The sequence below is a fragment of the Paenibacillus sp. TSM33 genome, from assembly GCF_056099025.1.
Window position 1 is genome coordinate 319,571 of sequence record NZ_JBLZXB010000023.1, and the last position, 18,418, is coordinate 337,988.

Here is an 18,418-nt window from a genome sequence, read left to right on the forward strand (position 1 = left end):
TGCACGACTGCGGCTTATTGCTCTTTTATCATAAAGCAGTTGCTTCTTTACTTAAAAAACACTTTTTCAACGTTATATTTAGCCTTTTGCGAATTGATGATATAGGTCTCATAAATTTCTCGTTCCACCGCATCTTCCACAATACAGACCTCAATAATCGCCACTTCGTTCCGATTGGCCTTGATCGGCGATACGTTATCTTCAAAATGCTTTTTGATTCTTGGTCTTAGCTTTCTTGCTTTCCCAACGAACAGCAATTCCTCCTGTGCGTTGTAGAACATAAAGATACCAGCCTTATCTCTAGGGATCAGGTGGAAATCTGTAAATCCGTAAATATGGCTGAGTTCAGGGTTAATCTGTTTGGTAATCGTGATATCTGGAGTTGGAATCGTTATATTAATCACTATGTCACTTCCTCATTCTATATAGGTGTAAATACTATCATAAATCCTGCGCTAACACCATTTAATAAATCCTTGCCCGTCACTAAACAGATCGGTAGGAATTTTATGAATTACCTACTATGCGAGTAGGTTGGTTTCCGTTACAATATGTCAGTGTGATTCTGGCATCGGCAGATTGACGCGTACTTGAATATTATTGGAGGCTTCTATTTTTTCATGCAAAATGAATCTCATTCTAACGTAAAAATCATAACGGCCGATCCGAGCGCGATCGGCCTGTTTGGCTTGGCCATTGTAACGCTTGTAGCTTCATCCCAAAAGCTTGGTCTCACTGAAGGCTTGAGCTTTATTATTCCTTGGGCTATTTTCCTTGGTGCCTTTGCACAGCTGTTTGCCTGCATTCAGGATGCAAAGCATAACAACACCTTTGGTATGACGGCATTTGGTGCTTACGCCTTCTTCTGGTTAGCCGTAGCTAGTAGCTGGATGATTAAAATGGGCGTATTCGGCTCAGAGCTGGCATCAGCGGTGGATGGCAGACAGCTCGGCTTTGCCTTTGCCGGCTATCTCATCTTTACGCTCTTCATGACCATTGGAGCCATGGAGACGCATAAGGTTCTATTTTTTATTTTTGTGTTGATTGATTTTCTGTTCCTCGGCCTTAGCTTCGATGCATTCGGCATCGCCCCAGAGGTGTTCCATACCATCGCTGCTTATGCTGAAATGGGCATCGGTCTACTCTCGCTGTACGGTACAGCAGCTGCTGTCCTGAATGCACATTTTGGCCGTACATTCCTGCCCGTAGGACGACCTTTCGGCATTTTCAAACCACGTCCTTAGTTGCATACGTATATCTCCTAAGCCGCCTTTCGCGCCGATCCGCGTTAAGGATGGCTTTGGGGATATAAGGCTGGAATTACTCGGCTTGCTACTAGATGCTGCTTATTAAAGTTAACTTGAAGTCAAGTGCTGCCTTGTGTCGCTATATCTGAACTAAACTGCCAAGTGCAATATTGGTATAATAACAAAGTGAAAGGAGATGATATCGTTGAGAAAACGGCTGAACAATGGAGTTAATTGCACGCCGACTAAAGGCTGTCCGGTGGAAGTAACCTTAAGCATTATCGGCGGAAAGTGGAAAGGAATCATTCTGTACGAATTGCTGGGTGGAACTAAGCGGTTTCAAGAACTGCGGCGAGCACTTCCCACGGCCACCCAAAAAATGCTGACCCTCCAACTGCGAGAGTATAAGCAGACGGTCTCATTCACCGCGAAGTTCATCACCTTGTTCCGCCAAAAGTGGAATACTCGCTAACCCCGCTCGGGGCTTCGCTTGAGTCAATACTCACCCAAATGAAGGCTTGGGGAGAACGATTTCAGGCCGAACATCATCTCTCCGACTTTCAAACCTGAAATCACGAACCGGTGTAATAAATGAAACTGAGGATAAAAAAAGTGCCTAATTTACAAATCTCCGCGTGTCGGATTAAGCTAAAGATGCTCGCCGGCGAAATCCTAGGACGTATGATCACCGTCCGACATACAGAGGAGAATGAATATGAGCGCATATGTTATCGTAGATATAAAAGTAGAGGAAGAAGCTGTTTTCAAACAATACGCAGAGCTAGCAGATGCGCTGCTGCAGAAAGTTCCGGGATTCCGCAACCTTACGCTAGATCCACAGCCCGAGACACTGGAAGGCACATGGAAGCCGTCAATAGTCGTAGTTCACGAATTCCCGACTTACGAGGCTGCCAAGCAGTTCTATTATTCTGATGACTACGCGCCCTTAATTAAGCTGCGCCAATCAGGAACTCAAGCTAATGTTATTCTGGTTAACGGAAGAGCATAAACTCCTGTTCTGCTACTTTTCATATATTAGGACAATTCGCACTCGAATTAGGTAACTAGCTTATTTAATTTCATAGTCATTAAATAAAACGAACTGCTACGTCCTACTAAGGACGCAGCAGTTATTCTAGTACAACGTAAAAAATGTAACCGTACACCTCCGCCAGCATCTTGTTCTCCCCCGGAATGAAGGTAACAACATTCCATAAAATTATAGAGTGTCCCCTGCGACAGGCTTCATCGTTTTCTCCGCCATTCTGTCGAGTGTCCAGACTAGTCCCCCCACGGCAAGAGTGGCGATGACCGCCATAATTGCTGTTCCGCCGACATGCAGTAGCAGCACGGGAACCCACAGCAGTCCAAGTATACGATGGATGGTTCGCATCCACTTGTTACGTACTTTATTAATATAGAAGCCGTACCCGGAGATAGCCAGTATAATAGCAAAGGCTGCTACGCCGGAGTAGGTTTTGTGATCTTGAAATTTGGTAATCAGGAAATAGACACCATGAACGGCAATAAGAATCAAGGTCGCCCAACCCAGCAGTTTATGCAAGGAGTGAAACAACTTTCCGGCCTTTTGAACCAACATTGACGGTGATCTCAGTTTCTTCCTAAACCAGAACCAACAGAAAGAGGCCGCCCCAAGAAAAACGGAGATCGTACCCAAGGTGTTAAATATTTCTCCGTTTCCCACACCACCTTTTCCGCCGGGACTTCCGCCCATGTGCCCTGGTACATTGCCGCCTCCCGGAGGTCGCATGCCAGGCTTGCCACCGGAAACCGAGGACATGTAGTAATAGTAGATTACGAGTAGAGCCGCTCCCGTAACTGCGATGATTGCCGGAATCCAAACCGCCTTTTTCGTCTTTGTTTTCATTAGATATGCATCCTCCCCGGGAAAATTGCCTTGATTGTACCCGGTCAAGCTGAAAACAAGATAAAGACTGGCTGAAAGTATCCCTATTTTAGGGTATATAAAATCATACAATGATAACAATGTATACAATAATTGTAGTCAAAGGGGTGCTTTTGAAAATGAAACAAGATGAAAATCATGTCGCCTTTCCGCAATTTCCAGAATCGTATTGGTTAGCTTCAACTGACATCCCCAGTTTTCCCAAGCTCAGTGAAGATATTCAGGTGGATGTTGCCATTGTAGGTGCAGGGATCACTGGTATTACCACTGCTTATTTACTTTCTAAAAAAGGACTAAACGTCGCAGTCGTTGACGCAGGGCGGATACTTCATGGAACAACGGGCCATACGACCGCCAAAATTACCGCACAACATGATTTGATCTACAGCGAGTTTCTCTCACATTTTGGCAAGGAGAAAACCCGGCTCTATTACGAAGCCAACCGTGATGCTCTTCAATTTATCAGACAAACGGTAGAAGAGTATCATATCGATTGTCAATTTACAGAAGAAGATGCCTACGTTTATACAAGTACAGATACGTATGTAGAAAAAATAGCCGACGAATATAAAGCTTACAAGGAACTGGGCATCCCGGGAAGTTATGTCGAACAAACACCTCTGCCCTTCTCAACTAAAGCAGCTATTATGATGGAGAACCAGGCTCAGTTTAATCCGGTTCCTTTCTTAAGGTATCTAGCAAATCAAGTCATTCGGCAAGGCGGGAAAATTTATGAGCAAACCACCGTTGTGGGTGTGGATAAAGGAAACCCTGCCATCATTAAAACAAGCGACGGACATAAAATTACCTGCAACCATGTCGTATCCTCCTCTCATTTTCCGTTCAATGATCCAAACAGTCTTTATTTTGCGCGATTGCATGCCGAGCGGTCTTATGTCCTAGCCGTCAAGACGGACAAAACCTATCCGGGTGGCATGTACCTAAGTGCGGAAACCCCCAAACGTTCGCTTCGCTCTGTACTAATAAACGGTGAACCGATGGTCATCGTCGGCGGCGAAGGCCACAAAACGGGTCAAGGAATCTGCACATTTCAATACTATGAAGCTTTAGAAAAGTTCGCAGAGCAAACATTTGGGTTAAAAGAAATCGTCTATCGCTGGTCGGCACAGGACCTGTATTCGTTAGACAAGCTCCCTTACATCGGGCAGGAATTATCCGATGTTCCTAACATCCTCGTGGCTACGGGCTATAGAAAATGGGGGATGACCACAAGTGTCGCGGCGGCTTTATTAAATACGAATCTCATTATCAGAAAGGAAAGCCCGTATCGGGAGCTTTTCTCCCCTTCAAGATTTCATGCAGACCCCGACATTAAAACATTTGTGACTCAAAATGCGAATGTGGCTAAACACTTGATTGCCGGAAAACTGGAAATTAGCTACAAAAAGGCTGAAGAACTCCAGCAAGACGAAGGGGCAGTCATTCGGGTGAATGGCAAAAGGGCAGGCGCTTACCGAGACTTACAAGGCACACTGCACCTAGTGGACACAACGTGCACCCATATGGGCTGCGAAGTTGACTGGAACGAGGCGGAAAGAACATGGGATTGCCCATGTCATGGCTCACGCTTTTCCTATCAAGGCGAAGTAATTGAAGGACCCGCTAAAAAAGCGCTTGGCAAGGTTGAAGCCGAATAGCATGATGCTTTCGGAATAAACCTAGTTATGCTGGACAACATACCTTCGAGAATCATAAAAGAAAGGTGATCCTATGATAAGCCAACAGCCTACATTAGCAGCGCATGAGTCCCTGGATATCCACGAAGTGCTTAACTTCAAAACCTTATGTTTAGCCAAGTCCAAATTAATGCAGGGCTTAGTATTTGATCAAGAACTAAAGGATCTAATGGAAAAAGATGTTCAACAATCCATTCAGGCTATTGCCGATTTGCAAGCAATCTATGCTAGAGCACCGTTTCAAACGCCTGTTCCTGACTTCCGCCCAACACCAATTTTAAATTGAGGTGAATGATATGACACCTAACCAGACCCAGTCCGCTAAAATGGATTATGTGGACCCAAAAAACTCATTAAATATGCCGGAAATGGCAGACACAACACTTGCAATGGATTTTCTGATTCGCGTCAAGGAAGGGGTTCGGAACACAGCAGTAGCTTTGACAGAAACCGTCTCTACCGATGCCAGAACTCTGTTGCGCAATCAACTGCATCAAGGTATTGCGCTTCATCAGGAAATTACTGAACTGATGGTACGAAAAAAATGGTTTCATCCCTATGATCTGCAAAAGCAATATCAATTGGATCAACTGTCAGCCAACAAGACGGTGGACATTAGCAAGATGAAGCTGTTCCCGGACGATACCACCCGTAAAGGTATGTTTGATCGCACACCGGACGAACATATTGGGGGAAATCAGGCATGAAGGCAGTGACCTACCAAGGAATTAAAAACGTTGTCGTTAAAGACGTTCCTGACCCACGTATTCAAAAAGCCGATGATGCGATTGTCAGACTGACAACAACCGCTATCTGTGGTTCAGATCTGCATCTCATTCATGGAATGATTCCGAATCTACAAGAGAATTATGTAATTGGGCATGAGCCGATGGGGGTTGTAGAAGAAGTCGGCAGCGGCGTAACCAAATTGAAAAAGGGAGACCGCGTGATCATTCCGTTCAACATCGCGTGCGGTGAATGCTTTTACTGTAAAAACCAATTGGAAAGTCAATGTGATCATTCTAATGAGCATGGAGAAATGGGCGGTTTTTTCGGCTACTCAGGAACAACTGGTGGATATCCAGGTGGACAAGCTGAATATTTACGTGTGCCTTTTGCCAACTTCACTCACTTCAAAATTCCGGAGAGCTGCGAACATCCTGACGAGAAGCTTTGCCTAATTGCTGATGCCATGACTACTGCATTCTGGAGCGTCGATAATGCCGGAGTGAAGGACGGGGATACCGTCATTGTTATTGGCTGTGGACCGGTAGGTCTGTTAGCGCAAAAGTTCGCCTGGTTCAAAGGGGCCAAGCGAGTCATTGCAGCAGACTATCTGGATTATCGACTGCAACACGCGAAGCGCACCAATCATGTGGAGATCGTTAATGTGGAATCGCAAGAAAACGTCGGCAACTACCTCAAGGAAATGACCAAAGGAGGCGCGGACGTAGTTATTGACTGCTCCGGCATGAGCGGCAAAATGTCTCCGCTGGAATCCTTGGCTTCCGGTCTTAAACTTCACGGTGGAGCTTTGGGAGGCTTAGTCATAGCTACACAGGCTGTCCGCAAAGGCGGCACCATTCAAGTTACCGGGGTATACGGCGGTCGATATAACGGTTTTCCGATGGGTGACATTTTTCAGCGAAATGTTAATTTACGAACTGGACAGGCCCCCGTTATTCACTATATGCCTTACATGTATGAGCTGATAGATACGGGTAAGGTTGACCCTGGTGACGTTGTCACACACGTCATTCCGCTAAGCGATGCCAAACGTGGATATGAAATTTTCGATACCAGACAAGACAATTGCATCAAAGTTGTACTTAAACCTTAACTATATATTGACTGGAGGCAAATGTTATATGGTGTATGGCCTACACGAAACACTTGAAGTCCATGAATTGTCAGCATTCAAAACAGTGTGTCTTACCAAGTCTAAAACAATGCAAGCATTGATCTCTGATCCGGTTCTGAAAGCTATTTTGCAAAAGGACGTTGACCTAACAACACGACAATTGCAAGAGCTGAGTAACGTTCTAAATCAAGCCTCGTCATCACAGGAGGTGGAGCAATGAATATACTCTTGGAGTATTTGACCGGACTCAATACGTTAACCGACCAAGTGATTGCTGCTGATTTTTTAAACACCGCCAAAAGCGGTGTAAGAAATTATGCTATGGCCGTAACGGAAGCAGGAACTCCAGAAATTAAAGCTATGCTTACAAAACAACTGGATGAAGCTATTGATATGCATGAGCAAATTTCAACGTACATGATTGAACGCGGCTGGTATCACCCATGGAACGTAAATGAGCAGCTGTCAATGGATCTGCAAAATATCAATACTGCATTGCAAGCTCCTGTCTTGTAAAAGGATGCCTCCGGCATTATACGAAGCACATTCTTGCTTATATATAAAGCCCTTAAGCCAGCTTTCACGCCAATTCGCGTTAAAGACGGCTCAAGGGGTTATCTCGTGATCCTTATTATTCCGCTTGCCAATTTGGCATCCGCTCTGCCGGGTAACGAAGGCCCGCTGCCATTCCTTTCGGGATGATTGCGTTAATCGTCTCCATTTCTTCTGCGGACAACTCCACATCAACTGCTCCTGCATTTTCCTCTAAGTACGTGACCCGTTTGGTGCCGGGAATCGGTACAATTCCCTCTTGCGCAAGCAGCCAGGCCAAAGCCAGCTGAGAAGGCTTGACTCCTTTTTGAGCCGCAAGATCCTTAACATGCTGCACAAGATCGAGATTTTTTTGGAAATTCTCAGGCTGAAAACGTGGCGCCGTGCGACGGTAATCATCTTCTGCGAAATCATCCAACTTCTGAATTTGTCCGCTCAAAAATCCACGGCCCAGTGGACTGTAGGCCACAAATTCGATGCCCAGCTCCTTACATGTGGGTATAACCTCGTCTTCCGCTTCCCTGCTCCATAAGGAGTATTCTGTTTGCAGCGCTGTAATCGGGTGTACCTTGTGAGCACGTCTAATCAGTGCAGGAGACGCTTCGGATAGCCCCAGATAGCGGACTTTTCCCGCTTGGACCAGATCACTCATCGCCCCTACTGTTTCTTCAATAGGCACATTCGGATCGACCCGGTGCTGGTAGTACAAATCAATCACATCTACACCCAATCTTTGCAAGCTGCGATCACATGCCTGTTTTACATATTCAGGACGGCCGCTTACCCCCATAAATGCACCATCTTCCCCGCGCATAATCGAAAACTTGGTAGCTAACACTACTTCATCACGTCGGCTGCGCAGAACTTGGCTAATCAGTTCTTCATTTTTCCCCACACCGTAGGTATCGGCAGTATCCCAAAAGTTGATCCCCAGCTCCAACGCACGATGAAGCGTTTTGATCGATTCCTGATCATCTAACTCACCATAAAACTCGGACATTCCCATGCAGCCCAGCCCTAGAGCAGATACTTGAAGGTCGCTGTTACCCAGTTGTTTCTTTTTCAATTCTATCACTCCTAAATTTCGGAATAGTTACGCATTTCTTAATATCTTCACGTTACATCCCGTATGTTACTACTTAAAGTTAACTTTAAGTCAAGTGGTATTTCGAATATGCTATTTTAATTTTTTTTATAAAAAGTTGACTTCTGGTTGTAAGAAGCCGCTGTAAATTTCCTATATATATGAGAAACGAATTATCGCGCGAGATTCGGTTTCAAAATCATTAATTGGAGGTTTCCCATGCCAGCAAACTACTCTTACACCAAAACGTCAGATGGTTTCCATGTGATCATTACGCCAGCCTCGAATATTCAAAATAAAAATATTCGAAGCCGGATCACACAGCAAACCGATTACGGAATTAATGGGGGCTTCTTTTACCCTATCAGCACCACAAAGCCACCGACTCAAGGTTTATCCATTGCGGTGACACCTAATAACACTCACGATATTAAGGCAAATGCCAAAGAGAATAGTCGGGGTACTGCATTTATTTTTACGGAAAGCAACAAAACAAAAATAGGGATTACTCGTACTTCAAGTGTGACGGATCTCAAAAAACAAATGGGAACGGCAATTAAGTACAAATCGATTATTAGCGGCGGTAGTCTGTCACTGAAAAATGAGGAAGATGTATGGCTCAAGGAGCTGAAAGAGATTGAAAATTTCGACTTGAACGGAACCTTGCGATACACCGAATCCATCGGACGGACAGGCTTGGGCTTCAAAGTCGTCAATAACATTTGGCAGGTCTACCTGGTTGTTCATGAAAATGCGACGCTGAAACAACTTCGCAACTATTTTATCAAGCAGGATTGCTTCGAAGCCATTCTTCTGGATGGTGGAGGCTCGTCCGGCATTCAGGTCAAAAATTCTGCAGGCACCATGGTCAAATATGAGCAAACACGTTATATCTACAACATGGTAAAACTTATTAACATCACCTAAGGCTTAGGACGTGCTTCCATAGGAGTGAGGAGGTCTTACTGGCCTCCTCTACAAATCATCCAGCACGACCATTTCCAATGCTAGGAAAACAGGCGTTGCAGGGTACACATAGGAGATTTCAATGGATTGCCCCACCTGTAATTCTGCTGGACGGATTAATTGCCTCCGCTGACCATCCATCTGCTTATAAATATGTGTATCTGGAACGGATATATAGACCGATTGGATAGGCTTCTCCGTTGGATCTTTACTTTGAGGTAGTTCTTGAGCAAATTGAACCGGCTGTTCAAATCGGATCAAATAATCCATGCTGGGGGCTGCCAATGGTTGTTCGATCTCTTTATCCATTTTTTCGATGCTTTCAATTTTAGCACGCCCCGTGTATACCGTTGTGCTTTCCAGGCGTTCTAAATCAAAAATGGATTGAGCCACCACTTCATTTGTATGAGGTTGTTTAACTGGCGGCGCCGATTCCGTTTTAGAACATGCCGATAATAATGCTGCCACAAGTAAGACAAGGACAGAAACTCTTTTTTTCATCAGTGAACCTCCCTAATCTGGTTTATCATTTGTGACTTATTAATAAGACGTGACCGGAACAATTTGGTTGCTTTAGTTTGTATTTACCCATTACATTTTGAAAGGTGTGTAGTTTATATGTTAAAAAAACTCGGTCTAACAGCTCTTGCCGCATCAACACTTCTAGTGTGGAGCTCCATTACAGCAAGCGCCGATTCTGACGTGAATTACGACCATTTGCTTTCAGCAGGGACCACTAACGCTTACCTGGCTATGGAAGATGGATCTTCATTTTACGCAACGGGAAGTAACGGCAATGGCAAGCTCGGTGTAGGCAATGGTGGTGGAAATAACAAAACAAGCCCGATGCAAGCAGATGTATCTGACATCGCTATGATTGATGCTGGTGATTTGCACTCAACCTTGCTCAAAAAAGACGGAACGATCTGGTCTTGGGGTTTTGCAAGTTACGGCGAACTAGGAACAGGGAACAAGCGGGATACGGCAAGGGTCCCTGTTAAAAACAAATATATTGACAATGTTAAGGAAGTGAGAGCAGGAGGCCAGTTTACGCTTGCGCTCAAAAATGACGGAACCGTGTGGGCTTATGGAGAAAATAACTTTGGACAGCTGGGTATTGGCACAAAAGGGGCTTCCGCCTTTTCTGTGAAACCTGTTCAGGTACAAGGCCTAGAAGATATTGTAGCCATTGACGCTGGTGATAGCTTTGGCGCGGCTCTAGACAAAAACAATCAGTTATGGGTATGGGGACGTGGTTTTGACGGCGCTCTGGGGCAGGATGATAAAGAAAACCAACTCACCCCTGTTCAATACCGAATTGATGATATCAAAAACTTTACCGCTGGAGCTGACCGCATTTATGTATTAACGAATAGCGGAGAAGTATACGCTTCCGGTAGCAATACTTCTGGTAAGCTGGGGGATGGAACCTCTACCTTTAGAAGATCACCTGTATTGATCAATATTTCCGATGTAAATAGACTGAAAGCAGGCAAAACCCAAACTTTCGCACTGAAAAATGACGGAACCCTTTGGGGGTGGGGAACCAATAATGAAGGACAAGTAGGTGACGGGACTGATGTGTTTTCGATTAAAGTCCCGACTCAGGTTGTAGATGAGATGAATACGCCTCTAACCGATGTAGTCGCTTTCAGTGCAGCAGGCAACCATTCGCATGCTTTGACAGCCGATGGAACAGTCTGGTCCTGGGGATTTAACAGAAATGGTGAACTGGGCATTGGCAATACCAAGCAACAAAATGCAGCCACTAAAACCAATTTCCCTAATCCATTTTCAAAATAAATAACATTTTTAGTATATTGTTCAAGAAATACGCATAGTCTCTTATGATTATCGAATCCAAAAGAGCAACAAGTAGCAGTTCATCAACTCTACTTGTTGCTTTTTATGTTCACATTTATGAGCTTGAGCTTCTTAATTACATCCAAACTATTGTTATGTATGTACAGAAGCGCTTCGCAGCTTCTGAAAGACGGTAAGGAAATTCATTTACAGAGCTAAGGCCTCTTCCGTAATCTTTTTGATATCAATGGATGAAGGCGTCTCTTCCTTGACCATATCCGGCAGGATATTTTCCAAAAAATATTCAACGCATTTCAAATTAATATTTTTGATTTTTACAAGCGCATTGCGATACATCACGATAAATTCCTTTTCGGTATTTCCCCGCTGAAGCTCGGCAAATGCTTCATACACCTGATCCATTTTATCCGCTACTTCTAAAATTAAGCCTTCAACAGAATCATCTTTACCTTCTCTTAGCTGTTTGCGGAAAATGGCTTTAAAATCCTCGGGAATATTCTCTTCTATAAAATACTCAATCATACCTTCTTCAACCTGCTGGATTAATAGCCGGAGTTCCTTGGAGGAATGCTTAACAGGCGTTTTAATATCTCCAATAAAAATCTCGCCGTAATCGTGACTGCTGGTAATCTCGTATAGCTTTTTCCAATCAATATTGAGGCCGTTTCTCTCTTCGATATCAGCCAGGGTTTTGGCATATTGTACTACTTTCCAGGAATGAGCCGATACACTATGTTCCTCGAATTTAAACTTGCCTGGACAACGAATAATTCTTTCCAACTCATTTAGCGATCGAAAATAGGTGTGAATTCCCATCCATGCATCCATCCTTTAAACGGTATGAGATTGTGATATAAACTAACTATAAACCTCAACTATTAACAGCAGATTATCGCAATATCAAGTTGATTTCACCATATATAGCACATAAACAAATTTTGCTATACACTTTATATAAAAAAGTAAAAGTGGTGAAATCGTTGTTTAAAATCTTGCTGATTGAAGATGATGAAACTTTGTTCCATGAAATAAAGGACAGGTTAACTCAATGGGCCTATGATGTGTACGGCATCCAGGATTTTAGTAAAGTCATTCAAGAATTCACAACGATAAAGCCTGATCTGGTCCTGATTGATATTCAATTGCCGAAATTTGATGGGTTTCATTGGTGTCGAATGATTCGATCCCACTCTAACGTTCCTATCCTCTTCTTATCTTCACGGGATCATCCTACGGATATGGTGATGTCGATGCAGCTTGGAGCGGATGATTTTATCCAGAAACCGTTTCATTTTGATGTACTGATTGCAAAATTACAGGCGACACTCCGCCGCGTGTATAATTACAATACAGAACCTGTTTCCCTGAAAACATGGCGTGGAGCGACAGTCGATTATGAAAAAAATGTAGTAGCCAATGAGGCGGGTTCCATTGAATTAACCAAGAACGAAATTTATATATTAAAGCTGCTGATTGAGCAAAAGAACAAAATTGTCTCTCGGGAGGAATTAATTAAAAGCTTATGGGATGATGAGCGTTTTGTCAGCGACAACACCCTGACCGTCAACTTGAATCGCCTGCGAAAAAAACTGGATGAGCTGGATTTGGGCCGTTTCATTGAAACGAAGGTGGGACAAGGCTACATGGCCATCGAAGAGGCACCTGCCTATGATTAGAACATACTTGAAAGAAAGGTTGAGCTGGATTCTACTTTTTGTATGCCAACAAATGCTGATCCTTCTCATCGCTTATGTGGATACGGCCATTCCGTTAATGCCGATCCTGTACGTCGTTTTCTTATCTATGTTGGTTTTCTTGGTTTTTTTAATCGTTCGCTATCCCAAGGAAACCAAGTTCTATAGGTCCCTAGAAGAATGGGAAGGCCCTCTCCAATTAACCGGAATGGGCGAACCTGAGAGTCCGTTTGAGCGAATCATTGAACACAAAATAATTCATCAGACCGAACGAATACAACAGATGATCTCGCAAAATCAATTGACCCTGGAACACGAAAAAGATGAGCTGTTATCCTGGATTCATGAGGTGAAAACACCTTTAACCGCCATGCATTTGATGATTGAGCGACTGGATGACAAATCTCTTAAGGCTCAGCTAACTTATGAATGGCTGCGAATTCATTTACTGCTGGACCAACAGTTGCATCAGAAGCGCATATCTTTTATTGAAAACGATTTGTACGTCGAGCAAGTAGATTTAAAATCTCTGGTTTTTAAAGAGATCAAAGCATTACAGTCATGGTGCATCCAAAAGGGAATCGGTTTTGACATCCAACTTGAGCACACGGAAGTGCTAAGTGATGCTAAATGGCTGGCTTTTATCATCAGACAGCTCTTAACCAATGCCATCAAATATAGCGATGCTAATGATATTATCATTCACAGCTATGAACATAAGGATCAAATACAGCTTGAGGTTCAAGACTTTGGGCGCGGGATTGATCCGAAGGATATACCTCGTATTTTTGAGAAAGGTTTTACATCCACAACCCAACATTCCGATCATACTTCAACAGGCATGGGTTTATATTTAACGAAAAAGGCAGCACAGTCCTTGCTCATACATATAAATGTGCACTCCAAGCCGGACATGGGTACTACCTTCACTTTAATTTTTCCCAAACGAAATGATTTCGTACGTATGATGAGCATGTGACAGAGATGTCACATGCTTTTATGTATTGTTCGCCCGATCAAAGGAAAAGCATCAGCACGATTTTTATAATAAGTCTACAAGAACAATAAGGAGTGCATCGAAGTGAATATTTTAGAAGCCCATAAGATTCATAAAAGCTATGGTAACAAGCTAAATATGCAGGAAGTTTTGAAGGGAATAGATATCGTTATTGAAGAAGGTGAATTTGTCAGTATTATGGGAGCCTCCGGTTCAGGTAAAACCACACTGCTAAATGTCCTTTCCTCCATTGATAAAGTGAGCCACGGTTCCATTAAAATCAATGACATCGAAATGACGAAAATGAAAGAGAAGCAACTGGCTGAATTCCGCAAAAAGCATTTAGGCTTTATTTTTCAAGAGTACAATCTGCTGGATACGCTCACCGTGAAGGAAAACATCCTCTTGCCCCTATCTATCACCAAAACGCCTAAAAAAGAGGCCAACCGGAGATTTCAGGAAGTGGCTACAGAACTGGGGATTTATGAGCTCAAAGACAAATACCCAAATGAAATTTCGGGTGGGCAAAAACAGCGTACATCTGCGGCTAGAGCGTTTATTCATGAACCTACGATTATTTTTGCCGATGAGCCTACAGGTGCGCTGGATTCGAAGTCGGCTTCTGATCTATTAAACAAGCTGGGTCAGCTGAACCAAAAGCGCAAGGCAACGATTATTATGGTCACGCACGATCCTGTTGCAGCCAGCCATTGCAGCCGCGTCATCTTTATGAAGGATGGGCAAATGTATACGCAGCTTCATAAAGGTGAGCAGGAGAGACAAAGCTTCTTCCAGGATATCATGAAAACCCAAGCGGTCTTAGGCGGGGTCCAATATGAACATTAATCTGCTCATTCTAAAGAATTTGAAAAAAAACCTGAAAAATTATTATCTCTATGTTTTTGCTCTCATTTTCAGTGTTGCGCTCTATTTCGCCTTTGTCACATTACAATACGATCCCTCCATGGACGAAGTGAAAGGCTCTGTTAAAGGTGCAGCTTCTATACGGGCAGCCTCCGTCTTACTGGTCGCTATTGTCTGCATTTTCCTTTTGTATGCTAATAATATTTTTATAAAAAGACGTAGTAAAGAAATCGGCTTGTTCCAATTGATCGGAATGACTAAAAATAAAATTTTTCGCATTCTGAGTGCTGAAAACTTAATTTTATACTTCGGTTCCCTTTTCGTTGGAATAGGAGTTGGGTTTTCCTTTTCTAAATTAGTGATCATGATCTTATTTAAGACGACGGGCGTCGAAGCTATTGCCACTCTATACTTCTCCAACCAAGCACTGATTCAAACACTCATCGTTTTCGTTGTCATCTACCTGCTGATTATGGTCATGAATTACTCTTTTATCAAAAGACAAAGTATTTTATCTTTGTTTCGAGTGACCTCAACCACCGAAGGGAAAATCAAGAAAATAACGATCTTTGAGATGATCATCGGGATCATTGGCGTCTCACTCATCGCATTAGGTTACTATGTTTCCTCCAGATTATTTGGTGGAGACTTTACATCCCTAAATGAACTATTTATGGCGATGGTGTTTATTTTGGGCTCTGTCATCATCGGAACATTTCTTTTTTACAAAGGGTCCATCCGCTTTATTTCCAATATCATCAGAAAAAGCAAAGGCGGCTACTTAAACATCCATGAGGTGCTGTCCCTCTCATCCATTATGTTCCGCATGAAATCTAATGCTTTGTTGTTAACCATTATTACAACAGTATCGGCACTTGCTATCGGTTTACTATCCTTAAGCTATATCGCCTATTATTCTGCGGATCAAGCAGCTGAGGATAATGTACCTTCCCATTTTGCCATGACGAATGTGCCGGATGCGGAGAAATTCAAAGCGTTACTTCATGAGCATGATATACAGTATCGTGAAAAGAAAATTGAAGTGATTCAAGTCAGTGTGAAGGCAGCGCAAATTATGGAGACTCCTATGGAACAATTAAATGATGGTACGGATTCCATGACACTGCCTGTCGTAAGCGACCAATCTGTGGAGGGTACGGATGTATCTCCAGGCCAAACGGTTTTAACGGGCTATAATGATATGTTACAGAAATTCATGTCCTTAAAAGACTTTGGACCCTTGGATTTGAAGGGGAAAACAGAAGTCATACCTCAACAATATGTGGGTCTAAAAAAGGATTATGTGATTCCCTATTATTTTGCAGCCGGGGGAGTACCCACTGTCATTGTAGACGAAACCATTTTTGAGCGGTTAAAGAAAGATGTAAATCCAGAGATCCAAAAGAAGTCATCCTTATATATTGGAATTGATATGCTAAATTCAGCGCAGGTTGAAGAAGCCGATCGCCTCTTTGCAGCTGCGAATTTTAATGATCAACAAACATCACAGCTTGAAATGAGCAGTAATCAGAAGAGAAATATGGGAGTGATCATGTTTGTCGTTGGCTTTTTGGGACTGACCTTTCTCATTACATCAGGCTGCATTCTTTATTTTAAGCAAATGGATGAGAGCGAAGACGAAAAAGCCAATTATACCGTGTTAAGAAAGTTAGGGTTCACCCAGAGTGACCTGCTGCGAGGCATTAAAATAAAACAACTCTTTAACTTCGGCATTCCGTTAGTGATCGGCCTATCACACAGCTATTTCGCCGTCCAATCTGGCTGGTTCTTGTTTGGAACCGAAATTTGGATGCCTATGATCATCGTGATGGTGCTATACACCGCCTTATATTCCATCTTTGGAGTGCTATCCATTCTGTATTATAAAAAGGTCATTAAATCAGCATTATAACTGGCAAAAAAATCAAAAAAATGCCCTCAGCACAAGTGCCGGGGGCTTTTCCAAATATTTGAGCATTTTCGTTCCAGCGTGTACAATAAAATAACTATCATCGTAACCCCAAGGGGGGGAGCTTATTTTATTATTCATCATCAATGGCATCGGCATCATAGCGAATATTATACTTGGTTCCTTTATAGGCGTGGCTATTTTTATGGGAATCGTTTTTTTCCTGATTGGCTTGCCTGAGTTTAAAAAATCACCGAAGCTTACGAACAAGGCTAAAAAAGACATCACTTATATTATGTCAACACTATTAACGCTTGTGATATTCGTAGTTATCGTTTCTTGGAATATTCATACTTCAGGTGACCTGATTCTGGAAGGTCCGCTAACACCGCAAATGAAGCTTCATTGGGGGCAAAAGGTATTGATTCTAGGGTTACTGGAGGGCTTATGGGCTGTTATCACCCTAAAATGGCTGTTGCCCATCTTTTTTGATCCGCTGGATCTCAGTAAGAAGCAAATCCTTGTTTTAGTGAGCGGAATTGCATTTAGTGTGGTTTCAGGCCTCTATGCCATGCTTGATGCCAGTTAAAAAGTCTCGCCCTTCTCTGTTACGGACAGGAAGAGCGAGACTTTGTTATTGATGGCTTCCCTCTAGGGAGACTCGTGTGAATGCTTAGCGCAAAGGCTCAAACCCCTCTGCTTGCTTCAGAATCTGCTCAATTTCCGCGCAGGTCTCCGGTTGCAAGGTTACCTCGACTGCCTTCACATTTTCTTCGATTTGTGCCGGTTTAGTAGCCCCAATCAGTGCAGCGCTGATCCCCGGTTCTCTCAGAATCCAGGCAAGCGCGAGTTGTGACAAGGTGATACCCAAGTCCTTCGCCAGCTGATCCAGCTCCTGAACGCAGTTTAGAACAGTATCGTTCATATAACTGCTGATGACATTATTGACAGAGGCATCTGCCCCGCGACTACCCGTCGGTATAGGCTGCCCCGGCTTGTATTTACCTGTGAGGATGCCTTGGGCCAGAGGTGAAAATACAATTTGGCCGATGCCTACCTGGCCGGATACGGGAAGTACTTCATGCTCGATATAACGCTCGAACATATTATAGATCGGCTGATTGGCAATCAGCGGGCGCAGATTCAGCCTTTTTCCAATGCCATAGGCATCCGTGAGCTGGGCAGCACTCCATTCACTGACCGCAGCATACAGGATCTTGCCTTGAGCCTGAAGGTCATCTAGCGCCCGCAGTGTCTCTTCCAACGGAGTGTCTGGATCATAACGATGGCAGAAGTACATGTCGATATAATCTGTGCCGAGGCGTTTCAGACTCGCCTCACATTGTTCCATAATGTGCTTGCGTGACAGCCCTCTGTCATTGGGACCAGAATCCATAGGAAAGAAAACCTTGGTAGAAAGTACATAGCTCTCTCTTCGGTAAGGCTTCAAAGCGGCTCCCATAGCCTTCTCGCCTTCTCCACGGTTGTACGCGTTTGCGGTATCAAAGAAATTGATTCCAAGTTCAAAAGCTTTGGCAATACAGGTATGAGCTGCTTCCTGTTCGGCGGCCGTACCGTACGTTAACCAGCTCCCCAGTCCGATTTCACTAATTTTAAGACCGCTATTGCCTACATTTCTATATCTCACACCTACTCCTTCTTTCATAAAAAGCTCGCATTTTTTATATATTTTAACATGAAAACCCTTTCATTAAAACAAATAATAAAGGACTCTTGGAGTTACATGAAGGACATCTACCACCCTACAATTAGGATAGTAGATGCTTATCGCCTCA

At 43.4% G+C, this 18,418-nt stretch carries 21 protein-coding genes and 1 pseudogene; 16 read left to right on the plus strand and 6 right to left on the minus strand.

Annotated features, from left to right (window positions below):
- Nucleotides 1–47: 47 nt before the first annotated feature.
- Entirely contained in the window at nucleotides 48–404 is a 357-nt protein-coding gene (locus tag ACN6NF_RS24735; RefSeq protein WP_474320149.1) for a nucleotide excision repair endonuclease, read from the minus strand.
- 216 nt (nucleotides 405–620) lie between these two features.
- Between ACN6NF_RS24735 and ACN6NF_RS24740 the strand changes: the two genes are divergently transcribed.
- The 3 genes and pseudogenes from ACN6NF_RS24740 (at nucleotide 621) to ACN6NF_RS24750 (ending at nucleotide 2,256) form a co-directional block, all read left to right on the plus strand.
- On the plus strand, nucleotides 621–1,244 hold the full coding sequence (locus ACN6NF_RS24740; protein WP_474320150.1) for an acetate uptake transporter: 624 nt from the start codon (nucleotides 621–623) through the stop codon (nucleotides 1,242–1,244).
- A gap of 199 nt (nucleotides 1,245–1,443) precedes the next feature.
- Nucleotides 1,444–1,817, plus strand: a pseudogene (locus ACN6NF_RS24745) (winged helix-turn-helix transcriptional regulator).
- A gap of 145 nt (nucleotides 1,818–1,962) precedes the next feature.
- Entirely contained in the window at nucleotides 1,963–2,256 is a 294-nt protein-coding gene (locus ACN6NF_RS24750) for a DUF1330 domain-containing protein (protein ID WP_016822569.1), read from the plus strand.
- A 210-nt stretch (nucleotides 2,257–2,466) separates the two neighbouring features.
- Here the strand turns inward: ACN6NF_RS24750 and ACN6NF_RS24755 are convergent, their stop codons facing one another.
- Complete coding sequence (locus ACN6NF_RS24755; RefSeq protein WP_474320152.1) at nucleotides 2,467–3,135, minus strand: hypothetical protein; 669 nt, start codon at nucleotides 3,133–3,135, stop codon at nucleotides 2,467–2,469.
- A gap of 158 nt (nucleotides 3,136–3,293) precedes the next feature.
- On the opposite strand from ACN6NF_RS24755, the gene ACN6NF_RS24760 reads away from it, so the two are divergent.
- From ACN6NF_RS24760 to ACN6NF_RS24785, 6 genes are all read left to right on the plus strand, one after another.
- Nucleotides 3,294–4,832: an FAD-dependent oxidoreductase gene (locus ACN6NF_RS24760; RefSeq protein ID WP_474320154.1), complete on the plus strand. Its 1,539-nt coding sequence runs from the start codon at nucleotides 3,294–3,296 to the stop codon at nucleotides 4,830–4,832.
- A 73-nt stretch (nucleotides 4,833–4,905) separates the two neighbouring features.
- Entirely contained in the window at nucleotides 4,906–5,157 is a 252-nt protein-coding gene (locus ACN6NF_RS24765) for a spore gernimation protein GerQ (RefSeq protein ID WP_474320155.1), read from the plus strand.
- Nucleotides 5,158–5,167: 10 nt separating this feature from the next.
- A complete protein-coding gene (locus ACN6NF_RS24770) occupies nucleotides 5,168–5,578 on the plus strand; it encodes a spore coat protein (protein ID WP_474320157.1) in 411 nt (136 codons plus the stop codon).
- On the plus strand, nucleotides 5,575–6,711 hold the full coding sequence (locus ACN6NF_RS24775; protein WP_474320159.1) for a zinc-dependent alcohol dehydrogenase: 1,137 nt from the start codon (nucleotides 5,575–5,577) through the stop codon (nucleotides 6,709–6,711). The genes ACN6NF_RS24770 and ACN6NF_RS24775 overlap by 4 nt, the downstream gene beginning before the upstream one ends.
- A 28-nt stretch (nucleotides 6,712–6,739) precedes the next feature.
- Nucleotides 6,740–6,952, plus strand: coding sequence for a hypothetical protein (locus tag ACN6NF_RS24780; protein WP_016822559.1), 213 nt, complete (start codon nucleotides 6,740–6,742; stop codon nucleotides 6,950–6,952).
- Nucleotides 6,949–7,248, plus strand: coding sequence for a spore coat protein (locus ACN6NF_RS24785; RefSeq protein WP_277375994.1), 300 nt, complete (start codon nucleotides 6,949–6,951; stop codon nucleotides 7,246–7,248). The genes ACN6NF_RS24780 and ACN6NF_RS24785 overlap by 4 nt, the downstream gene beginning before the upstream one ends.
- Nucleotides 7,249–7,363: 115 nt before the next feature.
- Here ACN6NF_RS24785 and ACN6NF_RS24790 read toward each other — a convergent pair whose 3' ends face one another.
- The gene (locus tag ACN6NF_RS24790; RefSeq protein WP_474320161.1) at nucleotides 7,364–8,350 is read right to left on the minus strand and encodes an aldo/keto reductase; all 987 of its coding nucleotides are present in this window, start codon (nucleotides 8,348–8,350) and stop codon (nucleotides 7,364–7,366) included.
- Between the two features lie 237 nt (nucleotides 8,351–8,587).
- On the opposite strand from ACN6NF_RS24790, the gene ACN6NF_RS24795 reads away from it, so the two are divergent.
- A complete protein-coding gene (locus ACN6NF_RS24795) occupies nucleotides 8,588–9,295 on the plus strand; it encodes a phosphodiester glycosidase family protein (RefSeq protein ID WP_474320162.1) in 708 nt (235 codons plus the stop codon).
- Between the two features lie 48 nt (nucleotides 9,296–9,343).
- Here ACN6NF_RS24795 and ACN6NF_RS24800 read toward each other — a convergent pair whose 3' ends face one another.
- On the minus strand, nucleotides 9,344–9,835 hold the full coding sequence (locus ACN6NF_RS24800) for a hypothetical protein (protein WP_474320163.1): 492 nt from the start codon (nucleotides 9,833–9,835) through the stop codon (nucleotides 9,344–9,346).
- A 117-nt stretch (nucleotides 9,836–9,952) separates the two neighbouring features.
- Between ACN6NF_RS24800 and ACN6NF_RS24805 the strand changes: the two genes are divergently transcribed.
- Complete coding sequence (locus tag ACN6NF_RS24805; RefSeq protein ID WP_474320165.1) at nucleotides 9,953–11,137, plus strand: RCC1 domain-containing protein; 1,185 nt, start codon at nucleotides 9,953–9,955, stop codon at nucleotides 11,135–11,137.
- A 207-nt stretch (nucleotides 11,138–11,344) separates the two neighbouring features.
- Here ACN6NF_RS24805 and ACN6NF_RS24810 read toward each other — a convergent pair whose 3' ends face one another.
- Nucleotides 11,345–11,974, minus strand: coding sequence for a YfbR-like 5'-deoxynucleotidase (locus ACN6NF_RS24810; protein ID WP_019689016.1), 630 nt, complete (start codon nucleotides 11,972–11,974; stop codon nucleotides 11,345–11,347).
- A 164-nt stretch (nucleotides 11,975–12,138) separates the two neighbouring features.
- Here ACN6NF_RS24810 and ACN6NF_RS24815 point away from each other — a divergent pair, with 164 nt between their 5' ends.
- From ACN6NF_RS24815 to ACN6NF_RS24835, 5 genes are all read left to right on the plus strand, one after another.
- Nucleotides 12,139–12,834 (plus strand): response regulator, encoded by a 696-nt coding sequence (locus ACN6NF_RS24815; protein WP_474320166.1) that lies wholly within the window; start codon nucleotides 12,139–12,141, stop codon nucleotides 12,832–12,834.
- Nucleotides 12,827–13,831 carry a sensor histidine kinase gene (locus ACN6NF_RS24820; RefSeq protein WP_474320168.1) on the plus strand — a complete coding sequence of 335 codons (1,005 nt, stop codon included), beginning with the start codon at nucleotides 12,827–12,829 and terminating at the stop codon, nucleotides 13,829–13,831. The genes ACN6NF_RS24815 and ACN6NF_RS24820 overlap by 8 nt, the downstream gene beginning before the upstream one ends.
- Before the next feature lie 102 nt (nucleotides 13,832–13,933).
- The gene (locus tag ACN6NF_RS24825; RefSeq protein ID WP_474320170.1) at nucleotides 13,934–14,695 is read left to right on the plus strand and encodes an ABC transporter ATP-binding protein; all 762 of its coding nucleotides are present in this window, start codon (nucleotides 13,934–13,936) and stop codon (nucleotides 14,693–14,695) included.
- Nucleotides 14,685–16,625 (plus strand): ABC transporter permease, encoded by a 1,941-nt coding sequence (locus ACN6NF_RS24830; RefSeq protein WP_474320171.1) that lies wholly within the window; start codon nucleotides 14,685–14,687, stop codon nucleotides 16,623–16,625. The genes ACN6NF_RS24825 and ACN6NF_RS24830 overlap by 11 nt, the downstream gene beginning before the upstream one ends.
- A 202-nt stretch (nucleotides 16,626–16,827) precedes the next feature.
- Nucleotides 16,828–17,211, plus strand: coding sequence for a hypothetical protein (locus ACN6NF_RS24835; RefSeq protein WP_474320173.1), 384 nt, complete (start codon nucleotides 16,828–16,830; stop codon nucleotides 17,209–17,211).
- 84 nt (nucleotides 17,212–17,295) lie between these two features.
- Here ACN6NF_RS24835 and ACN6NF_RS24840 read toward each other — a convergent pair whose 3' ends face one another.
- Nucleotides 17,296–18,270 carry an aldo/keto reductase family protein gene (locus tag ACN6NF_RS24840; RefSeq protein WP_474320174.1) on the minus strand — a complete coding sequence of 325 codons (975 nt, stop codon included), beginning with the start codon at nucleotides 18,268–18,270 and terminating at the stop codon, nucleotides 17,296–17,298.
- Nucleotides 18,271–18,418: the final 148 nt, after the last annotated feature.